We start from the raw sequence: 18,926 nt of genomic DNA, 5'->3' as shown, positions 1-18,926 counted from the left end.
GGCGAAAGTTGTACACGCCGAAAACGCGTGTCATCAAATCGTTACCAAAAGGTTAAAGTTATCAGGTGCTTGCCGAGAGCACGTTTTAATTTTGTTTAAAATCAATATGATACATAATAGCCCAAAAATTAGGCAAAACAACGAAGTGAGCAATATTGCTGGATTTTTTCCTGAAGGCCACAAAATACCCACGGGGTTATCCACAGATTTGGTGGACACCTTTACTCTTGAGACCACCTTCGGGAAATTGCAGCCCAGCGGAGGAATCGGACCGGTACGGCCATGACCCAGAGTAACGATCAACCGACCAGCGAATCGCCCCCTGTCCCGCAGGGGCGCGAGGTGATCCAGGGCTACCTGTCGTCGCTCACCGGGCAACCTGGCGTCTACCGGATGCTGGATGCCCAGGCGCGGGTTCTTTATGTCGGGAAGGCCCGCAACCTGCGCGCGCGCGTCTCCAGCTATGCGCGGCCGACAGGGCATTCTGCGCGGATCTCCCGGATGATCCGGGACACCGCCTCCATGATGTTCCTGACCACCCGCACGGAGACCGAAGCCCTGCTGCTGGAACAGAACCTGATCAAGCAGCTGAAGCCCAAATACAACGTGCTGCTTCGCGACGACAAATCCTTCCCCAACATCCTGCTGGCCAAGGATCACGCCTATCCGCAGATCCGCAAGCACCGGGGCGCGCGCAAGGCGCCGGGTGCCTATTTCGGGCCCTTTGCCTCGGCTGGCGCGGTGAACCGGACGCTGAACCAGTTGCAAAAGGTGTTCCTGCTGCGCAATTGCTCCGACAGCATGTTCGAAAGCCGCACGCGCCCCTGCCTGCTGTACCAGATCAAGCGCTGCTCCGCGCCCTGCGTCGGGCATATCTCGGAGGAGGATTACGCCGGCACCGTAGCCGATGCCGAACGGTTCCTCTCCGGCCGGTCGACCAAGGTCCAGGAGAAACTGGCCCAGCAGATGCAGGAGGCCTCCGACGCGATGGAGTTCGAGCGCGCCGCCGCCCTGCGCGATCGCATTCGCGCGCTGACACAAGTGCAATCGGCGCAGGGCATCAACCCACGCGGCACCGCGGAGGCTGATGTGATCGCCTTGCATATGGAGGGCGGTCAGGCCTGCGTTCAGGTTTTCTTCATCCGGGCGCATCAGAATTGGGGGAATCAGGATTTCTACCCCCGCGCCGGCGCCGATATCGAGGAGGCGGAGGTTCTGGAGGCCTTCCTGGGCCAGTTCTACGATCAGAAGGAGCCGCCGAAACAGATATTGCTGTCCCATCCCATCGAAAATGACGACCTGATGTCGGAGGCGCTGTCGGACAAGGCCGGGCGAAAGGTCGCCCTGCTGGTGCCCCAGCGTGGCGAAAAAGCAGAGCTGATCGAAGGCGCCGCCCGCAACGCCCGCGAGAGCCTGGGCCGCCGCATGGCCGAAAGCGCCACTCAGGCCAAGCTGCTGCGCGGCCTGGCGGAGGCGTTCGAACTGGACGCCCCGCCGTCACGGGTGGAGGTCTTCGACAACTCCCACATCCAGGGCAGCCATGCGGTGGGCGCCATGATCGTGGCCGGACCGGACGGCTACATGAAGAACCAGTATCGCAAGTTCAACATCAAGGGCGACAGCCTGACCCCCGGCGACGATTTCGGCATGATGAAGGAGGTTCTGACCCGCCGACTGACCCGCCTGCAAAAGGACGATCCCGACCGAGACAAGGGGCTGTGGCCCGATCTGCTGCTGATCGACGGCGGCGCCGGCCAGATCTCCGCGGTGAAGGAGATCATGGACGAGATGGGGGTCAGCGACCTGCCCTTTGTCGGCGTGGCCAAAGGGGTGGACCGGGACGCCGGGAAGGAAGAGTTCCATCGCCCCGGCCTGCGCCCCTTTGCGCTGAAGATGAACGATCCGGTACTCTACTTCGTGCAGCGGCTCCGGGACGAGGCACATCGCTTTGCCATCGGCACGCACCGGGCGCGACGTTCCAAGGCGATATCGGCCAACCCGCTGGACGATATCGCCGGCGTCGGCGCGACCCGCAAACGTGCCCTGCTGGCGCATTTCGGCAGCGCCAAGGCCGTGTCACGCGCCAACCTGGCGGATCTGAAGGCCGTGGACGGGATCTCGGGCCAGCTGGCCGAGGCGATCTACGACCATTTCAACCCGCAGGATTGAAAACGCCGTGCCCACGGACGGGGGACACGGCTGCAAATCCGGGTGACGGGTGGCGGGTGGCGTCAGTCGCGGATGCGCCAGCCGGTCTGGAAGATGCGCCAGATGATCGCCAGGCACAGCAGGGTAAACCCGAGGATCGCCGCCAGGCTGATGCCGATCGGCACATCGGAGACCCCGAAGAAAGACCAGCGCATCCCCGAGATCAAGTAGACCACCGGGTTGAACATCGTCACCTTCTGCCAGACTTCCGGCAGCATGGAGATGGAGTAGAACGACCCGCCCAGAAACACCAACGGCGTCACCACCAACAGCGGAACCAGCTGCAATTGCTCGAAATTCTTGGCCCATATGCCGATAATGAACCCCATCAGCGCAAAGCTGAGGCAGGTCAGAACCAGGAAGGCCACCATCGCCAGCGGGTGCAGGATCGTCAGGTCCACAAAGACCGAGGCGGTGCCCAGGATGACCAGCCCGATGAACAGTGACTTGGTCGCCGCCGCCCCCACGAACCCGGCCGTGATCTCAAGGAAACTGATCGGCGCGGAGAGATGTTCGTAGAATGTACCGATGAACTTCGGAAAATAGATCCCGAAACTGGCGTTGGAAATCGACTGCATGATGACCGAAAGCATGATCAGCCCCGGCACGATGAAAGACCCGTAGGAAATCCCGTCGACCTGGTCGATCCGCGAGCCGATAGCGGTGCCGAACACCACGAAATAAAGCGAGGTTGAAATGACCGGCGAGATGAAGCTTTGCAGCAGGGTTCGGAAGAACCGCTTCATCTCGTAGACATAGATGGCCTGTACGGCGCGCAGATTCATGCTGCGTCCTCCTTGATCATGCCGACAAAGATCTCTTCGAGACTGCTTTGATGGGTCTGGATATCGCGCAGGACGATCCCCGCCTCCTGTAGCCCCGCCATGAGCGAGGCGATGCCGGTGCGGTCGCCGTGGGTGTCGTAGCTGTAGGTCAGGCACATCCCGTCCGCCGCCAGCACCAGATCGAACGGCGCGAGGCTGTCGGGCACGGCGGTCAGCGGCTCCCGCAGGTCGATGCGCAATTCCTTGCGGCCCAGGCGCTGCATCAGATGGTCGGTTTCCTCCACCAGCAGGATCTCCCCGGCGCGGATCACGGCGACGCGGTCGGCGATTTCTTCCGCCTCCTCGATGTAGTGGGTGGTCAGAATGATGGTGACGCCCTCGGACTTCAGCTGGGCGACGGTTTCCCACATGTCCTTGCGCAATTCCACATCCACCCCGGCAGAAGGTTCGTCCAGGAACAGCACGCGCGGTTCGTGGCTGAGAGCCTTGGCAATCAGCACCCGGCGCTTCATGCCGCCGGACAGTTCCTTGATCCGGGTATCTTTCTTGTCCCACAGCGAGAGGGTGCGCAGGATCCGTTCGATCAGCGCGTTGTCGGGTTTCAGCCCGAACAGCCCCCGGCTGAGGCGCACCGTGTTGCTGACCGTTTCAAAGGGCTCAAGGTTGATTTCCTGCGGGACCAGCCCGATCAGCTGGCGGGCGCCGCGCCAATCGCGCACCACATCATTGCCGCCGACCCAGGCGGTGCCATCGGTTGGGGTGGTGATCCCGCACAGGATGGAGATCAACGTGGTCTTGCCCGCGCCATTGGCCCCCAGGAGGGCGAGGATCTCACCGGCACGGATTTCCAGATCCACGCCCTTCAGGGCCTGAAACCCGCCGTCAAAAGTCTTTGTCAGGTTGCGCACGTCAACGATCGGGGTCATCGCAGGTCCTTTCCTGGTTGCCCCCGATACCTAGCGCCTCGCCGGCGATGCGCAAACCACCCGCATGCGCCTATTTCTGCGCGCTGGCGCACATTGAATGCAAGCTCATGCCGTTCCGCGAAGGCACAAACGGGCCAGCGGACCGATTCGGCCCGCCGCACCCCGACACTCCGGGGTCAGTTGCCGCGCAGCCGCGACAGCCAGCCCTTGCGCACCGCCTCTGGCTCGGCATCCTCCGCCTCGGGATCGGAGGGCCCTTCGAGAACCTCCTGGAACCGGGTGAAGAACTGGTCGGCCATCTTGCGGGCAAAGCCGTCGATGATCCGCCCGCCCAGCTGCGCCAGTTTCCCGCCGACCTTGGCCTCCACCTCGTAGGTGAGCTCGGTGCCATCCGGGTGATCGGCAAGGGTGACGCGCGCCTGGCCCTTGGCAAAGCCTGCGGCGCCGCCCTTGCCGTCGCCGGTCAGGGTCAGAGCTTCGTCCTGCACCATGTCGGACACCGTAACCGCGCCCTTGAACGTGGCTTTGACCGGGCCGACCTTCTGCACCACCGTGGCGGTGAACCCGTCCTCCGGCGTGCCGGTGACCTCCTGCGCGCCGGGTACGCAATCTTTCAGAACCTCGGGCGAAAGCAGCGCAGCAAAGACGATGGGCCGTTTTGCCTTGATGACGCGACTGTCGTTCATATCCATGGCGGGTCTCCGATGATGTTGCCCCCGACGGGGTGTCGCCGGACGCTACCGGATCGGCCGGCGGGTGCCAAGGGACCGCCCCGCTCACGCCCTGATCACGGGATCGGGAACCGGCGCCGGGGCGGCGCCGTTGGGGTTGCGTTACCGAACCTGTCACCCCGCCTGACACGCGGGGCACCAACAAGGGGAATTGCGTGGAAAATCTAGCCCGCCGCCTGGGTCTGAAGACCGATCCAACCATCTTTTTCGTCTCGGCGGGGCTGACTGCCGCCTTTGTCCTGATGCTGGTGATCGCCCCGAACCCGATCGGCGACGCCTTTGCCGCCGGGCGCAGCTGGATCGTCACCAACCTGGGCTGGTTCTTCATCCTGGGGGTCAACATCTGGTTGGGCTTCCTGGTCTGGGCGGCCGTCTCCCGCCATGGCCACATCCGCCTGGGCCCGCGCGGATCGCGGCCGCAATATTCCAACCTGTCCTGGTTCACGATGCTCTTTGCCGGCGGGATCGGGACCGTCTTGATGTTCTGGGGCGTGGCCGAACCGATCAGCCATTTCCAGTCCCCGCCAATGCCCGGTGTCGAACCCCATTCGGAGGAGGCCGCCCGGGACGCGATATCCATCGCGATCTACCACCTCGGGCTGCACACCTGGACGATCTTTACCCTTCCGGGCCTGGCATTTGCCTATTTCATCAACCGCTATGACCTGCCGGTGCGGGTCAGCTCTGTCTTCTATCCGCTGCTGAAGGAGCGGATCCACGGCCCCGTAGGCAAGGCCATCGACATCGCCTCCATCCTGGGCACTCTGTTCGGCGTCGCCGTGTCGCTGGGGCTGGGATCCTCGCAGATCGCCGCCGGGCTGTCGGCGCTGTTCGGCTGGCAGGACGGCACCATGCTGAAAGTCCTGATCCTGGCGATGCTGACCATGGTGGCCGTAGGCTCCATCGTGGCGGGCCTGGACAAGGGGGTAAAGCTGCTGTCGAACCTCAATATCGGCATGGCCGTGGGGCTGATGATCTTCGTGCTGTGCACCGGCTCCACCCTGTTTCTGCTACGCGGCATGGTGGAGACCTTCGGCCTCTATTTCGAGAATCTGCCCCGCCTGGCCTTCTGGAACGATATGCTGGCGAACGAGAACCCGACCACCGATGGCTGGGGCTGGCAGGGCAGCTGGACAGTCTTCTACTGGGCCTGGACGGTGACCTGGTCGCCTTTCATCGGGCTATTCGTGGCGCGGATCTCCCGCGGGCGGACGATCCGGGAATTTGTTTTCGGCGTGTTGCTGGCACCGTCGCTGTTCACTCTGGTCTGGTTCTCCATCTTCGGCTGGCAGGCGATGGAGTTCGACGGCATCGGTGCCGCCGCGCGCGCCGCCATGGGCGATCAGGCCGGAGAGATCAGCCGCGCCGTGGCGGAAAGCGTTCCCCTGGCGATGTTTGCCTTTTTCGAACATTTCCCGATGACGGGTTTCGTTCAGGGCTTTGCCGTGGTGATCGTCGCCATCTTTTTCGCGACATCCTCGGATTCGGCCTCCCTGGTCGTGGACATGCTGTGCACCGGCCACGCCCGCCCCGGTCCGGTGCATCAACGCGTCTTCTGGGGCGCGGCCGAAGGGGTGGTCGCGGCGATGCTGATCGTGCTGGCAGGCGACGCCGGGCTGACCGCGTTGCAACAGGTGATCACGGTGGTCGGGCTGCCGATCTTCATCCTGGTAAGCATGATGATCCCCTCGCTGATCCGCGGCTTCGCGCTGGAGGAGATTGACCACGTCACCATCGGAAAACGTCCCCAGCTGGAAGAATTCTGACCCGGACAGGGCGAGGGGCCGGCCCGTGGCCGGAGTTCGGACCGCCAGCTGCCGGCCCCCGACTGCGTCGCAGGATTCGGACAGAGCGCCAGCGCCCCGTCCCGCACATATTTCATGCGATCTCCCCGCGAAGTTGGCCGCCATAAGCGATCTGCGATACATCCGCCAAACGCAGAACATGCCCCTAGGGAAGCGACATTTTGCGCGCACGACAGGGCTATGCGTCAAAATCCCGCAAGTTCTTTGTGCAGAAAAGAAATTTCTCCGGAAGCCCCGCTTGCCAATGGTATGAACTTCGCGCTACGTCCCTATTGCAACCTGCGCTCAATTCAAAGGGCGCGAATAAAAAACAGCAAAAAATTTGTCGCGGCGGGGAATATGGAACGGTTCCGCCACCTGCGTATTTTTGGGATGAGTACATTGACTATCAGATTATTCCGCTGCGAAGCATGCGGGCATAGAATGCGCATGCGCGGTGACCTCTGCGGTCGCTGCCATGCCTACAAGGAATGGTATCAGAAACCGTGGCCCTGGGTCGCGCTTGCGATCTGCGCACCGCTTCTGGTGACGGCAACATTGGCGGCTGCGCTCTGACGCGGTCGCGACGTCCGGCAGGTTCAGTCGCACCTTGAACCTGACCGGCGTTGCCAACCTTGCCTGTCCCGCCACGGGGCAGTGATCCGCTCCCGGCGGCCCGTCGCGCTGCGCACCGTCCCCCACCGGTTTCAAACTGTCGAGGCCTGGGAAAAACCCATGGGGTCGCGCGCAAAATCGGGACCATTGCCCCGCTGCCTGCATGGCAACAAGCGACGTCTCACCTGGATAGAAAATATCTACCCGCGATCGAGGGGGTAAATGGCGCACCGGGGAGGATTCGAACCCCCGACCCCTTGATTCGTAGTCAAGTACTCTATCCAGCTGAGCTACCGGTGCGTGGAGCCGTGGTTTAGACCCTGTGCAGAGGGAGCGCAAGGGCAAAATCCCGGGCATCGCCACGTAACCCAGGGAAAATTTTCGCGGCGGGCGCACCGGGCAGCATCAGGTCTCGCGGTCGGCGAGATCCTTGGGCAGCAGGATCAGGAAGCCGGTGCCCTGGGCGCCGGTATGCTCCAGGCTGATGCTGCCGCCGTGGCCGCGCACCAGCTCCGATGCGATGGCCAGGCCCAAACCAGAACCGCCCTTCTTGGTACCGCCGGTAAAGGGGGTGAACAGGTTTTCCTGCGCCTTGGGGGGCAGGCCGGGGCCGGTATCGGTAACCCGGATCAGCCAATCGGCTTCCGTCTCCGCCGCGCTCAGCGTGACCTGGCCCTCGCGGCCGGTCGGGGCCAACGCCTGGCGGGCGTTGCGCACCAGGTTGATCAACACGCGGTGCAGCTGTTCGGGGTCGGCCCGCAGCTTCAGCCCCGGCGGCACCTCGTCGACGATCTGCACCGGCGCCTCGCCCACGGCCAGCAGCTCGCTCTCTGCCACGTCGGCCGTGACATCGGCCAGCGTGATCCAACTGAGGCGAGGCGCCGGCTCTTCGGCCCGTCCAAAAGCCAGCGTGCTTTCCGTCAGGTGCACGGCGCGGGTGATGGAGTTCACCAACTTGGGCGCCAATCGCTTGACCGTCGGGTCTTCGACCTGTTCGATCCGGTCGGTAAAAAGCTGCGCCGAGGTCAGGATATTGCGCAAATCATGGCTGATCTTGGCCACCGCGCCGCCCAGCTGGGCCAGCCGTTCCTTCTGCCGCAGCGCCGATGTCAGCTGCGTTTGCAGATCGTGCAGCGCGGTCTCGGCCTCGCGCAATTCGCGAATGGTGGCAGTGGGCTCGATGATACGCCGGGCATCCTCGGGCGCGCGCGCGTAGGATTTCATATGGCCCACGACCCCCTTGATCGGGTGGACCAGCAGAGCGCGCACGGCGACGAACAGCAGAACCGCGGTAAAGGCCGAGATGACCGCCGACAGAAGTAGAATCCGCAGCCCGTAATCCAGCATCGCGCTGCGCAGCGGCCCGGTAGGCATCGTGACTTCGATCAGCAGCCCGGCCTCCCGCACCGGATTGCCGAACACCCGGATCACCGCATCCTCCCGGCGCAGCACCGTCCACATCGCATCGCGGATCAAGCGCAGGGCGGTGGGATCGCGCAGGTCATAGGTGCCCACCACCGGCCCCGGCACCGGAGATGAGAGGACCAGCTGCCGCGCCTCGTCCCTGCGCAGCACAACGTTGAAGACTTCTGCGTTGCGCAGCAGTTCTTCTTCGAGGTCGGGGCCGATCATGTCGTCGGCCAGCAGGGCCAGTGACGCGATCTGTGCCCTCTCCAGCCGGGAAAGCAGATAATCCTCCCGGAACCGCGCGACAGATGGCACGAAGATCAGCACTTCGGCCAACATGACGAAGATCACGGTCAAGAACAGGAAACGGCCGGAGAGGGTATTCATCATGGGGCGTGACGCGGGCGCTTTTACCTAGGGAACAAGGCGCTGGACCAGCCGCACCGCGCGTTTGATCCAGGCGTTATCGAACAGCTTTGGTGAAAAATACGCGCTCGCGGCGGATTTGCCCACCTCCGACATGGTCGGATACGGCAAAACCATGCCCGAAATGTCGGAAAGTTTCAGCCCCTTGGAGATCGCAAGAGACCAGGGCGCGATCAATTCCCCCGCCTCCGCCGCCAGGATGGAGACCCCGACGGGCTTTCCGCCCACAACCATCACCTTGATCCGGCCAGCGCGGCGATCCATGGCCACAGCCCGGTCATTGGAGGCCAGCGGTGCCTGCACGACCGACATCTGGCCACCGTATTCACCGCGGGCCTCGGCCTCTGTCAGGCCGATCTGGGCCAGTTCCGGATCGGCATAGGTAACGCGCGGGATATGGCTGGTCTTGGCCGTGGCCGGCAGGCCGAGCACGGCGCGGCGCACCACGATGCCGCCGTGATAGCCGGCGACGTGGGTGAATTGCATCCCGCCGGCGACATCCCCGATGGCAAAGACCTTGCGGTTGGTGGTCCGCAGCGACGAATCGACCTGGATACCCGTTTTCGTCGTCTCGATCCCGGCTGCGTCGAGGTTCAGCGCCGCGGTATTCGCGCGCCGCCCCAATGCAACCAGAAGGTGCGTCCCGGTAATACGCCGGCCGTCATCGGTGGTTACGGTGATCCCCTCTGCCGATGGCGCGACCGCCTCGGCTCGGGCGCCTTCGACCAGATCGACACCTTCGCCCCGAACGATCTCCTTCAGCTCCGCCGCCAGTTCGGGATCGTCATGGCCCAGAGCTGTCTCTGCCTCGATCACGGTGACGGCGCAGCCCAGCCGGCGATGGGCCTGTGCCATCTCGATGCCGATCGGGCCGCCGCCCAGGACGATCAGGTGCTCGGGTTTCTCGCGCTGGTCGAACAGCGTTTCGTTGGTCAGGTAGGGCACATCGGCCAGGCCGGGGATCGGCGGCACGGCCGGGCTGGCGCCGGTGGCCAGGACGATGCGCCGTGCGCTGATCACCGTGTCACCGGCCTGCATCTCGCGGGGGCCGGTGAATCGGGCTTCCTCTCGGATGACGCGAATGCCGAAGCCTTCGAACCGTTCCTGCGAATCGTGCGGGGCGATGGTGGCGATGGCCGCCTGCACATGGTCCATGGCAGCGGCGTAATCGACTGCCACCGCGCCGGTGGAAACGCCGAAGCGACCGGCCTCGCGCGCCTCATGCGCGGCGCGGGCCACGGCGATCAGCGCCTTGGACGGCACGCAACCGTAATTCAGGCAATCGCCGCCCATGCGGCCCTTTTCCACCAGAACCACGTCGGCGCCCATCTGCGCGGCACCTGACGCCACGGACAACCCACCCGAGCCGGCGCCAACCACCAGCAGGTCACATTTGATCCGGTTCATGTCACATCTCCTCCCCGCAACGCGCGGATGATCACCGGCAGAAGCGCCAGCGCCGAAAGTCCCAGCAAGGGCAGCAGGACGAAAGGTTCGAAAACGACCCCCAGGTCCGGCGTGTCGCCCCGGTCGAACACCTCGCCCAGGCCTGCGCCCACGGAGGTAAAGACCACCGCGCCGGGCATGATCCCCAGAAAGGTGGTGATGGCAAAACGGCGCAGCGGCACCGACAGCAACGCCGGCAGCACGTTGGCCACGAAGAACGGCACCACCGGCATCAGCCGGATCAGGAACAGCATCGACCATTGATTGCGGTCCAGCTCGTCCTTGAGCTTGCGAATCCGGCCTTCGGAGGCGTTCATCCTGGCCGCCAGCTGATCCCCCAGTCCGGCGCGCACCGCCAGGAAGATCCCCACCGCGCCCAGCGTCGCGCCCAGCACGTTGAACAACGCACCGGGCCACAGACCGAACAGGAACCCTCCGGTCAGCGTCGCCACCGTGGCGCCCGGCAACGAGAACGCCACGATCGCGGCATAGGCGGCAATGAAGGCCAGCGCCGTCAGGACGGCGTGATCCTGGCGGAAATCCGTCAGCGCCTCCCGGTGCCGGGCCAGCGTGTCGAAACTGAGCGTATCGCGCAGCAGGAAGGCACCCAGCAGGGCCGCCACCGCCACCGCGATCAACGGCAATCGGCGGCGCAGGCGCGACGGGGCGGGGCGGTCTGGGGGCGTGGCGATTTCGCTCATCCTTGGTCCTTGTGCGGTATCTCTGGTGTGACGTACCCCTAGACATGCAGCCAAGGCGACAGCGGCGACAGCCCTGTCACGTCAGGGTGATCGGACGTGACCGAAATCGCCCTGCAACGGGTGTGGAACAGCGTTTCCGAAACATTCCGGGCTGCTGGCGGGAAAACTGTTACAAAACCCCGATGCCGGTTTGACTTCGCCGGCGCCGCTGCCTATAGACCGGGCTTCGAACAGCGCGGGCCGCTTGGGGCGATTCCCGAATTGCACCCGCTTGGCCCTACCCGCAGGCCACGAACCTCGGGCATGAAATGGAGACGGAGCGATGAAGCGCACCTACCAACCTTCGAACCTGGTCCGCAAACGGCGCCACGGTTTCCGCGCGCGCATGGCCACCAAGGCCGGCCGCAAGATCCTGAACGCACGGCGTGCCCGGGGCCGGAAGTCGCTGAGCGCGTAAGCGTATCGGCCCACCGCAGCCCGCGTGTGACCATGACACCGCCGAATGCCCGGCCTGACGCTGACGCACCAGCCGACGGACCCATGGCTTCGGCGGTTTCGTCATGCCCGGACGCCGGCCGCGCACCGGCCGCGCCCGGGCTGGTCACGATGACCAGGCGCGCCGATTTCCTGTCCGCCGCCCGTGCCCGCCGCCAGGGGGGACCTGCGATTATGGTCCAGGCACGCAAGCGGGAGACGCCGGACCCCGCGCCCGGCGCCATCCGCGTCGGCTTCACCTGTTCGAAGAAGGTCGGCAATGCCGTCGCCCGCAACCGCGCCAAGCGTCGATTGCGTGAAGTCGCCCGGCTGGAACTGCCGCTAATCGGGCGGCCCGGCTGGGATTACGTGTTGATCGGCCGCCGCGATGCCACCGCCGACCGCCCCTTTGACCTGCTGTGCGCCGATTTCGTCCGCGCCATCGCCAAGCTGCACGGCAAGGGCTAGCCGATGTCCCCCGCCGCCTATGTGCTGTCCCTGCCGATCCGCGCCTACCGGATGATCTTTTCCCCCTGGGTCGGGCATAATTGCCGGTATGATCCGACCTGCTCGGCCTATATCCTGCAAGCGTTGGACCGCCACGGCCCGTGGCGCGGCACCTGGCTGTCGGTGCGCCGGGTGGCGCGCTGTCACCCCTGGGGCGGCATGGGCGTGGACGACGTGCCGGACTGACGTTCGTTCCAGAAGGGATTCCCATGCTTGACGATGCCGATGACATTCACCCGCTGTTCCAAGGCGCCCCGAAGACGACGGAGTTCAAGAAACTCCGCAAGCGGCTGGTGCAGGCCACGCGGGAGGCGATCGACCAATACGGCATGATCGAACGCGGCGCGCGCTGGCTGGTCTGCCTGTCGGGCGGCAAGGACAGTTATACCCTGCTGGCCGTACTGCACGAATTGCAATGGCGCGGGCTGTTGCCCGTCGATCTGCTGGCCTGCAACCTGGACCAGGGGCAGCCCGGTTTCCCGGCGACAGTCCTGCCCGAATTCCTGAAGAAGATGGGCGTTCCGCATCGCATCGAATACCAGGACACCTATTCCATTGTGATGGACAAGGTGCCTCAGGGCCGGACCTTCTGCGCTCTCTGCTCCCGATTGCGGCGTGGCAACCTCTACCGAATCGCACGGGAGGAAGGGTGCTCTGCCGTGGTGCTGGGCCATCACCGCGACGATATCCTGGAAACCTTCTTCATGAACCTGTTTCATGGGGGGCGCCTGGCGACGATGCCTCCCAAGCTGGTCAACGAGGAAGGCGATCTTTTCGTTTACCGCCCCCTCGCCCACGTGGCCGAGGCCGATTGCGAGCGGTTTGCCCACGCCATGGACTATCCGATCATCCCCTGCGACCTCTGCGGATCCCAGGACGGGTTGCAGCGCCAACAGGTCAAACAGATCCTCGATGGTTGGGAAAAAAATGCGCCCGGACGTCGGCAGAAAATGTTTCGCGCCTTGATGAACACCCGGCCATCACATCTTCTGGACCCAAATCTATTTGATTTCGCAGGACTTTCCCGGCCATCCCCGGCCGAATCCCCGACGGCGGGCGACAAGGAGGTTCCGCAACTGCGTTAAGCTCACGTTGAGAATATGCGCGTAGACCGGCCCTGACGGATCGGGAGACGAGGATGCGCAGAAGAGGGCTGAACAGAACACTGCGTGCGATGCGCAACAGGGCACAGGACCGATTGCTGGGGCCGCAAATGCTGGCCTTTGTCCCCGCGATGGCTCTTTCCGCCTATTGGCTGGGGGGAGAGGCGGCGCTGATCGTCGTCACCCTGGGATTGCCGTTGGCCTATTCCCTGGGCGGCGCCTTTGCCCGACCGGGCCGCTGGAAAGGGCCCGACCGCGATGGGTTGACCGGCCTCCCCCATCCCGACCAGGTGATCGACATGCTGAACGCGGCACTGAACCCGCGACTGGCGACGCATCGTCCTACCCTGTGCATCGTCCTGCGGCTCGACGATATCGAAACCCTGGGCCACCGTCTGGGCCGCGATGGCCTGGCCAGCGCGCAGGTTGCCACGGCCGCCCGCCTGCGCGGCGCGCTGCGCGACGACGATCTTGTCAGCCGCATGGCGCAGGGTGTGTTCGCTATCGCCGTGGCCCCCAAGGCCCAGCTGGATCTGGAAGCGGCGATCCAGTTGTCCTCCCGCCTGCAACGGGAGGTGGAGGCCCCCCTGTCGATGGACGGCGCCGCCCTGAGCTTGACCTGCTCCCTCGGCTTCTGCCTGGGCACGCGCAGCCCGCAGCCCAAGGGCAGCGCGATCCTGGCCGCCGCCACCGCCGCGGCCGAAGAAGCATCTGCCAACGGCCCCTCCGCCATCCGCGCCCACGCGCCCAACCTCGCAGCCCTGGCGGCCGCCACACCGCCTCGGGACGAAGACATGGCTGCCGCTTTCGATACGGGTCAGATCGTGCCCTACTTCCAGCCACAGGTCTCTACCGACACCGGGCAGGTCATGGGGTTCGAGGCGCTCGCCCGGTGGATCCACCCCGCTCGGGGCGTCATCTCTCCCGCTGATTTCCTGCCGGCGCTCAACGCCCAGGGCCTGGCCGGCCGACTGACGGACCTGATGCTGGTCCAGTCGCTGATCGCGTTGCGTCGCTGGGACGACGCGGGACTGAAGGTCGCGCAGATCGGGGTCAATGTATCGGGTGCGGACCTGGCCAACCCCCACATCGTCGACAAGATCGCCTGGCAGCTTGACCGCTACGGCATTGCGCCGGACCGCCTGGCCATCGAGGTTCTGGAAACCGTGGTCTCCCTATCCGCTGACGATGGCGTGACCCGCAATATCACCGCCCTGGCCAAGCTTGGCTGCCGCATCGACCTGGACGATTTCGGCACCGGCCATGCCTCCATCGCCGCCATCCGCCAATATGCCGTCCAGCGATTGAAGATCGACCGAAGTTTCGTCACCCGCGTCGATCGCGACAAGGAACAGCAGGACATGGTCGCCGCCATCCTGACCATGGCGGAACGGCTGGGCATCGACACCCTGGCAGAGGGGGTGGAGACACCTGGCGAACACGCCATGCTGGCGCAACTGGGGTGCAGCCACGTGCAGGGGTTCACCATCGCCCGCCCCATGCCGTTTGAGGAAAGCGTCGCCTGGTTCCGCGATTACCAGGCCTCGCTCAAGGAAACGCCCCCGATCGGGCGACGCGCCGGGTAGTCCTCCGCCCGGCCGGATCCTTCAGACAAAAGGCCCCGCAGGGGTGGCGGCTGGTCGCGCGGGGGCCGAATGCCCTTGACCTTTCGGGCCATGGCAGGTTGAACCCCACTCACCTGACAATAGCATATGGCGCGATATTCGATGGACGACCAAAACAAGAACCTGATCCTTGCGACGGCTCTCAGCTTCATCGTCATTCTTGTGTGGCTCGTCGTGTTCCCCCCACCCGACACCGCGACCGACCCCAATGCGCCCGCCGTGGCCGAACAGACCGAGGACACCCAGACCGCTGCCGGCGGGACGACCCTGTCCCCTGGTGCCGACGGCGCCCCCCAGTCCACGCTCGGCACCACGGACACCACACCGGATGCCGCGCCGCAATCGGCGCGCCTGCCCATCGACACCCCGCGCCTTTCCGGCTCCATCGCCCTGACCGGCGCGCGGATCGATGACCTGGCGCTGAAGGATTACCGCGTCGATCTGACCACCGATTCGCCCGAAGTGACGCTGATGCGTCCTCAGGGGGAGGCGGACGCCTACTACGCCCTGCACGGCTGGATCGCCGGCACCAATGTCGATGCCGCCGCCGTTCCCGGCGCGACCACCGACTGGCAGATCGCCGATGGGGAGACGCTGACCCCCGACACCCCGGTAACCCTGGCATGGGACAATGGCAGCGGCCTGGTGTTCCGCCGCACCATTTCCGTGGATGACCATTACATGTTCCGCATCGTGCAATCGGTGGAAAACACCGGCGATGCGGCTGTCAGCCTGCGCCCCTATTCCCTCCTCCGCCGTCATGGCGAACCTTCGGATTTGAAGAACTTCTTCATCCTGCACGAAGGCCTGGTGCGTCTTTCCGATGGTGAGCTGGAAGAAGCCAGCTATGACAACATGGTCGATTACGACACCGACCCCCGCGAAGGAGCCAATGCGGAACGGATCGAAGTCTCTGACAGCGGCTGGATCGGCTTTACCGATCACTACTGGATGTCGACGCTGATCCCGCCCGCGCAGACTCCATTCCGGTCGACGGCGAAGTTCTACCCCACCCAGAACATCTACCAGGCCGAGGCCGTGCTGCCGCAACAGGAGGTGGCTCCCGGCGCCACCCTGACCAGCGAGACCTACCTCTTCTCCGGGGCCAAGGAATGGGAAACCATTCGCGCCTACCAGAACGATGGCGGCGTGACGAAGTTCCTGGATGCGATCGACTGGGGCTGGTTCTTCTTCCTGACCAAGCCGATCTTTGCCGTGCTGCACTGGCTGCACAGCTTCATCGGCAACATGGGCTGGTCGATCATCGCCCTGACAATCGTGCTGAAAGCGCTGCTGTTCCCGTTGGCCTACAAATCTTACGCCTCCATGGCCAAGATGAAGGAACTGCAACCCCAGATGGAGCAGATCAAGGAGAAAGCGGGCGACGACCGGCAGAAACTCCAGAAGGAGATGATGGAGCTTTACCGCAAGGAGAAGGTCAATCCGGCCTCCGGCTGCCTGCCGATCCTGCTTCAGATCCCGATCTTTTTCTCTCTCTACAAGGTGATCTTCGTGACGCTGGAACTGCGCCACGCACCCTGGGTCGGCTGGATCCGAGATCTGTCCGCGCCTGATCCGTCTTCTATCTTGAACCTGTTCGGCTTGCTGCCATTTGCCACGCCGGATCCCGAAAGCTTCCTGGCGATCATCAGCCTGGGTATCCTTCCGATCCTGTTGGGGATCTCCATGTGGCTTCAGCAGAAGCTGAACCCGGCGCCCGCCGATCCGACGCAGCAGATGATCTTTGCCTGGATGCCCTGGGTGTTCATGTTCATGCTGGGGAATTTCGCAAGCGGGCTGGTTCTCTACTGGATCACCAACAACACCATCACCTTCTTGCAGCAATATGCCATCATGCGGAGCCACGGCTACAAGCCCGACGTTTTCGGCAATATCCGCAAGAGTTTCCGCCGCAAATCCGCGGCCGAAGGGAAGAAATGACCGGGGCCTGCCCCCGGCTGCAGGTGCGCGGATGAGCGCCCTGCCCTTCCCCCTGGCAGAAGCGCCGGATCACCTCACCTCGGAATTGGGGCGGAAGCTGTTCGCCGGTGAGGTCGATTTCGTCAAGGGCGTGGTCGCCATGTCCGGCCTGCCCCCGGCGGACCGGATGGAGGTCTGCTTTGCCGGGCGTTCGAATGTCGGGAAATCCAGCCTGATCAATGCATTGACGGGAAGAAAAAACCTGGCACGCGCCTCCAATACGCCCGGTCGCACGCAGGAAATCAACTACTTCGCCCTGGGCGATGTGTCCTTCCTTGTCGATCTGCCCGGTTATGGCTATGCCAACGCCCCGCTGCCGGTGGTTGAGAAATGGCAAAAGCTGTTGAAGCAATACCTGTCCGGTCGCCAGACACTGCGCCGGGCCTTTGTATTGATCGACAGCCGTCACGGGGTCAAACCCGTCGACGAGGAGATCATGGCCCTGCTCGACAGTGCGGCGGTGGTGTTCCAATGCGTCCTGACCAAGACCGACAAGCTGAAGAAGGGCGAATTCGACCGGATGCTGGCACAGGTGCGTGGCGCTCTGTCCCGCCACCCGGCCGCCTACCCCGAGATTATCGCGACCTCTTCGGAGAAGGGCGAGGGGATCGCGACCCTGCGCAGCATCATTGCCACCCTGGACTGAGCTCGGGCTGGTCCCATCGGGGAAACGCCCCCGTCAGAACTGGTAGATCGCCCGCATCGAGAAGGTATTGACCTTCTGCATCCCGCCGGCCGGTGCGTCGAACCCATGATGCAGCAGCTCGGCGCCGAGTGACACAGGCTCTGCGATGCGGCGTTCGTAGCCCACACCCAGCACATAGCCCGGATGGGCGCCAAAGGCGCCGCCGCTGCGGGCCGCACCGAAGATGCCGTAGACCCTGTCCTGCCGTCGCGCAACGCCCAGCCGCAGCTTCAGCCGCGTGATCCGATCGAGGTTTCCGGAGGCGGTGCCGATATCGGTGCGCGAATGCTCCAGCTCGGCGCCCGCGATCATGGTCCCGAACTGGCGATCGATCCCGACGAATGCGCTGACAAAAGGGGTGTGGTCCGAATCGGTGGCCAATCCCAGCGTGCCGCCAGCATAGGGACCGAACCGTTCCTGCGCCTGCGCCCCGGAGACGAGAGCAAGAGCCGTGGTACAAGTAATTGTGAAAGCATGGGTTTTTCTGATCACGTCCATGCGATCCCAACGCGCCCGCAGCCATTTTGTTTCCCGCAACCTGCCCCCTGCTCACCGGACATGAAAAAACCCGGGCGCGGCGCGCCCGGGTTTCTCTGCATCCTGGGGAGGAATGATGCGGATCAGAAGCGGTAGTTCACACGTGCGGAGAAGGTGTTCGCCGTCACGTCGGTGCCACCACCGTTGAAGTCGTTGAATTCGTGGTACAGGTATTCACCGCCCACGCTGACCTGGTTGGTCACGCGGTATTCCGCGCCCAGACCGGCGACATAACCTTCGTCGGAGCCCATGTTGGTGTTGGCGGAGGCCGCACCGACAACGCCATACAGCAGGGCATCGCCCGCGTCGTAACCGGCGCGCAGTTTCAGACGGGTGATGTCATCGACGTCCACGCCGCCGGTGGTGTCGAAATCACCGGATTGGTAATCCAGCTCGCCACCAAGAACAAAGGTGCCGAAGTCATGATCGTACCCGCCGTGCAGGCCGTAGACTTCGCCGTCGCCATCGGCGGTGCCGGCGTCGAAATCGCCGTAGCCCAAGGACAGACCGCCATAGGCGCCGGTCCAGTCGGTGGTGTTGTAGACGGGTGCAGGCGCCGGTGCGGGCACAACGGGGTCGGCCGGGGCCAGGTTCGCGCTTCCGGCAAAGGCCGGTGCAGCAAGTGCGGTGGACGCGGCAAGGGCGGTCGCAAGACTGCGGATCATGGGTCTCTCCTTAAACTGGGGCGTTTTGCCCACTTTTTTCTCGACGTCGCCGGGGCAACGCCTCAGGTTCCGGTCAGACGGTCACGCCGCCTGGACTGTCGGAACAACGGATAGATAATGCACCTGGTTCCCGTTTGCCCGTGGCCCCGCAGGGCCTGCGCAGAAACCGGCCTACAGCGCCTAGAAGCCCGCACACCGTTGTTCACATGCGATTACGACGCCGTGAACGCGCTTTTAGAGGGCTGAAGTTAATAAATAATTTCTTCAAGAGAGGCGCCAATTTTGCGCGGCTTTCCACCGATGCGCAGCCGCGTCGGTGCG

The 18,926-nt window shown here is 64.1% G+C and carries 18 protein-coding genes and 1 tRNA gene; 10 read left to right on the top strand and 9 right to left on the bottom strand.

Annotation, left to right across the window (positions count from 1 at the left end; genetic code table 11):
• The first annotated feature begins 282 nt into the window (after positions 1–282).
• The gene (gene uvrC / locus G5A46_RS08250; protein WP_163848942.1) at positions 283–2,169 is read left to right on the top strand and encodes an excinuclease ABC subunit UvrC; all 1,887 of its coding nucleotides are present in this window, start codon (positions 283–285) and stop codon (positions 2,167–2,169) included.
• Positions 2,170–2,231: 62 nt separating this feature from the next.
• Here uvrC and G5A46_RS08245 read toward each other — a convergent pair whose 3' ends face one another.
• The 3 genes from G5A46_RS08245 to G5A46_RS08235 all read right to left on the bottom strand — a co-directional run bounded on the left by G5A46_RS08245 (position 2,232) and on the right by G5A46_RS08235 (position 4,611).
• Positions 2,232–2,993: an ABC transporter permease gene (locus G5A46_RS08245; RefSeq protein WP_163848941.1), complete on the bottom strand. Its 762-nt coding sequence runs from the start codon at positions 2,991–2,993 to the stop codon at positions 2,232–2,234.
• Entirely contained in the window at positions 2,990–3,919 is a 930-nt protein-coding gene (locus G5A46_RS08240; RefSeq protein ID WP_163848940.1) for an ABC transporter ATP-binding protein, read from the bottom strand. Before G5A46_RS08240 ends, G5A46_RS08245 begins: the two co-directional genes overlap by 4 nt.
• A gap of 176 nt (positions 3,920–4,095) precedes the next feature.
• Complete coding sequence (locus tag G5A46_RS08235; RefSeq protein WP_163848939.1) at positions 4,096–4,611, bottom strand: SRPBCC family protein; 516 nt, start codon at positions 4,609–4,611, stop codon at positions 4,096–4,098.
• Positions 4,612–4,805: 194 nt separating this feature from the next.
• Between G5A46_RS08235 and G5A46_RS08230 the strand changes: the two genes are divergently transcribed.
• Both G5A46_RS08230 and G5A46_RS08225 read left to right on the top strand, forming a co-directional pair.
• The gene (locus G5A46_RS08230) at positions 4,806–6,416 is read left to right on the top strand and encodes a BCCT family transporter (protein WP_163848938.1); all 1,611 of its coding nucleotides are present in this window, start codon (positions 4,806–4,808) and stop codon (positions 6,414–6,416) included.
• Between the two features lie 219 nt (positions 6,417–6,635).
• On the top strand, positions 6,636–7,010 hold the full coding sequence (locus tag G5A46_RS08225; RefSeq protein WP_163848937.1) for a hypothetical protein: 375 nt from the start codon (positions 6,636–6,638) through the stop codon (positions 7,008–7,010).
• Between the two features lie 262 nt (positions 7,011–7,272).
• Here the strand turns inward: G5A46_RS08225 and G5A46_RS08220 are convergent.
• The 4 genes from G5A46_RS08220 to G5A46_RS08205 all read right to left on the bottom strand — a co-directional run bounded on the left by G5A46_RS08220 (position 7,273) and on the right by G5A46_RS08205 (position 11,029).
• Positions 7,273–7,349, bottom strand: a tRNA-Arg gene (locus G5A46_RS08220).
• Positions 7,350–7,454: 105 nt separating this feature from the next.
• Positions 7,455–8,846: a sensor histidine kinase gene (locus G5A46_RS08215; protein ID WP_163848936.1), complete on the bottom strand. Its 1,392-nt coding sequence runs from the start codon at positions 8,844–8,846 to the stop codon at positions 7,455–7,457.
• 24 nt (positions 8,847–8,870) lie between these two features.
• Positions 8,871–10,289 (bottom strand): dihydrolipoyl dehydrogenase family protein, encoded by a 1,419-nt coding sequence (locus G5A46_RS08210; protein WP_163848935.1) that lies wholly within the window; start codon positions 10,287–10,289, stop codon positions 8,871–8,873.
• Positions 10,286–11,029 carry a TVP38/TMEM64 family protein gene (locus G5A46_RS08205; RefSeq protein ID WP_163848934.1) on the bottom strand — a complete coding sequence of 248 codons (744 nt, stop codon included), beginning with the start codon at positions 11,027–11,029 and terminating at the stop codon, positions 10,286–10,288. The genes G5A46_RS08210 and G5A46_RS08205 overlap by 4 nt, the downstream gene beginning before the upstream one ends.
• Positions 11,030–11,351: 322 nt before the next feature.
• On the opposite strand from G5A46_RS08205, the gene rpmH reads away from it, so the two are divergent.
• From rpmH to yihA, 7 genes are all read left to right on the top strand, one after another.
• Positions 11,352–11,486, top strand: a complete 135-nt coding sequence (gene rpmH, locus G5A46_RS08200; RefSeq protein ID WP_005980833.1) for a 50S ribosomal protein L34 — start codon at positions 11,352–11,354, stop codon at positions 11,484–11,486.
• A gap of 32 nt (positions 11,487–11,518) precedes the next feature.
• Positions 11,519–11,971 carry a ribonuclease P protein component gene (gene rnpA, locus G5A46_RS08195; RefSeq protein ID WP_163848933.1) on the top strand — a complete coding sequence of 151 codons (453 nt, stop codon included), beginning with the start codon at positions 11,519–11,521 and terminating at the stop codon, positions 11,969–11,971.
• Positions 11,972–11,974: 3 nt separating this feature from the next.
• Positions 11,975–12,196, top strand: coding sequence for a membrane protein insertion efficiency factor YidD (gene yidD / locus G5A46_RS08190; protein ID WP_163848932.1), 222 nt, complete (start codon positions 11,975–11,977; stop codon positions 12,194–12,196).
• 23 nt (positions 12,197–12,219) lie between these two features.
• A complete protein-coding gene (gene ttcA / locus G5A46_RS08185) occupies positions 12,220–13,095 on the top strand; it encodes a tRNA 2-thiocytidine(32) synthetase TtcA (RefSeq protein ID WP_163848931.1) in 876 nt (291 codons plus the stop codon).
• Positions 13,096–13,148: 53 nt separating this feature from the next.
• Complete coding sequence (locus tag G5A46_RS08180; protein ID WP_239520669.1) at positions 13,149–14,699, top strand: GGDEF domain-containing phosphodiesterase; 1,551 nt, start codon at positions 13,149–13,151, stop codon at positions 14,697–14,699.
• A gap of 141 nt (positions 14,700–14,840) precedes the next feature.
• Entirely contained in the window at positions 14,841–16,679 is a 1,839-nt protein-coding gene (gene yidC / locus G5A46_RS08175) for a membrane protein insertase YidC (RefSeq protein ID WP_163848930.1), read from the top strand.
• A 31-nt stretch (positions 16,680–16,710) separates the two neighbouring features.
• Positions 16,711–17,364: a ribosome biogenesis GTP-binding protein YihA/YsxC gene (yihA, locus tag G5A46_RS08170; RefSeq protein ID WP_163848929.1), complete on the top strand. Its 654-nt coding sequence runs from the start codon at positions 16,711–16,713 to the stop codon at positions 17,362–17,364.
• 33 nt (positions 17,365–17,397) lie between these two features.
• On the opposite strand, the gene G5A46_RS08165 is transcribed toward yihA, so the two are convergent.
• Both G5A46_RS08165 and G5A46_RS08160 read right to left on the bottom strand, forming a co-directional pair.
• The gene (locus G5A46_RS08165; RefSeq protein ID WP_204318714.1) at positions 17,398–17,895 is read right to left on the bottom strand and encodes an outer membrane beta-barrel protein; all 498 of its coding nucleotides are present in this window, start codon (positions 17,893–17,895) and stop codon (positions 17,398–17,400) included.
• Between the two features lie 128 nt (positions 17,896–18,023).
• Entirely contained in the window at positions 18,024–18,605 is a 582-nt protein-coding gene (locus G5A46_RS08160) for an outer membrane protein (protein WP_163848927.1), read from the bottom strand.
• Positions 18,606–18,926 lie beyond the last annotated feature (321 nt).

It is taken from the genome of Pseudooceanicola aestuarii (assembly GCF_010614805.1).
Classification (GTDB): Bacteria; Pseudomonadota; Alphaproteobacteria; order Rhodobacterales; family Rhodobacteraceae; genus Pseudooceanicola; species Pseudooceanicola aestuarii.
This window is presented reverse-complemented; position numbering and strand designations above follow the sequence as displayed.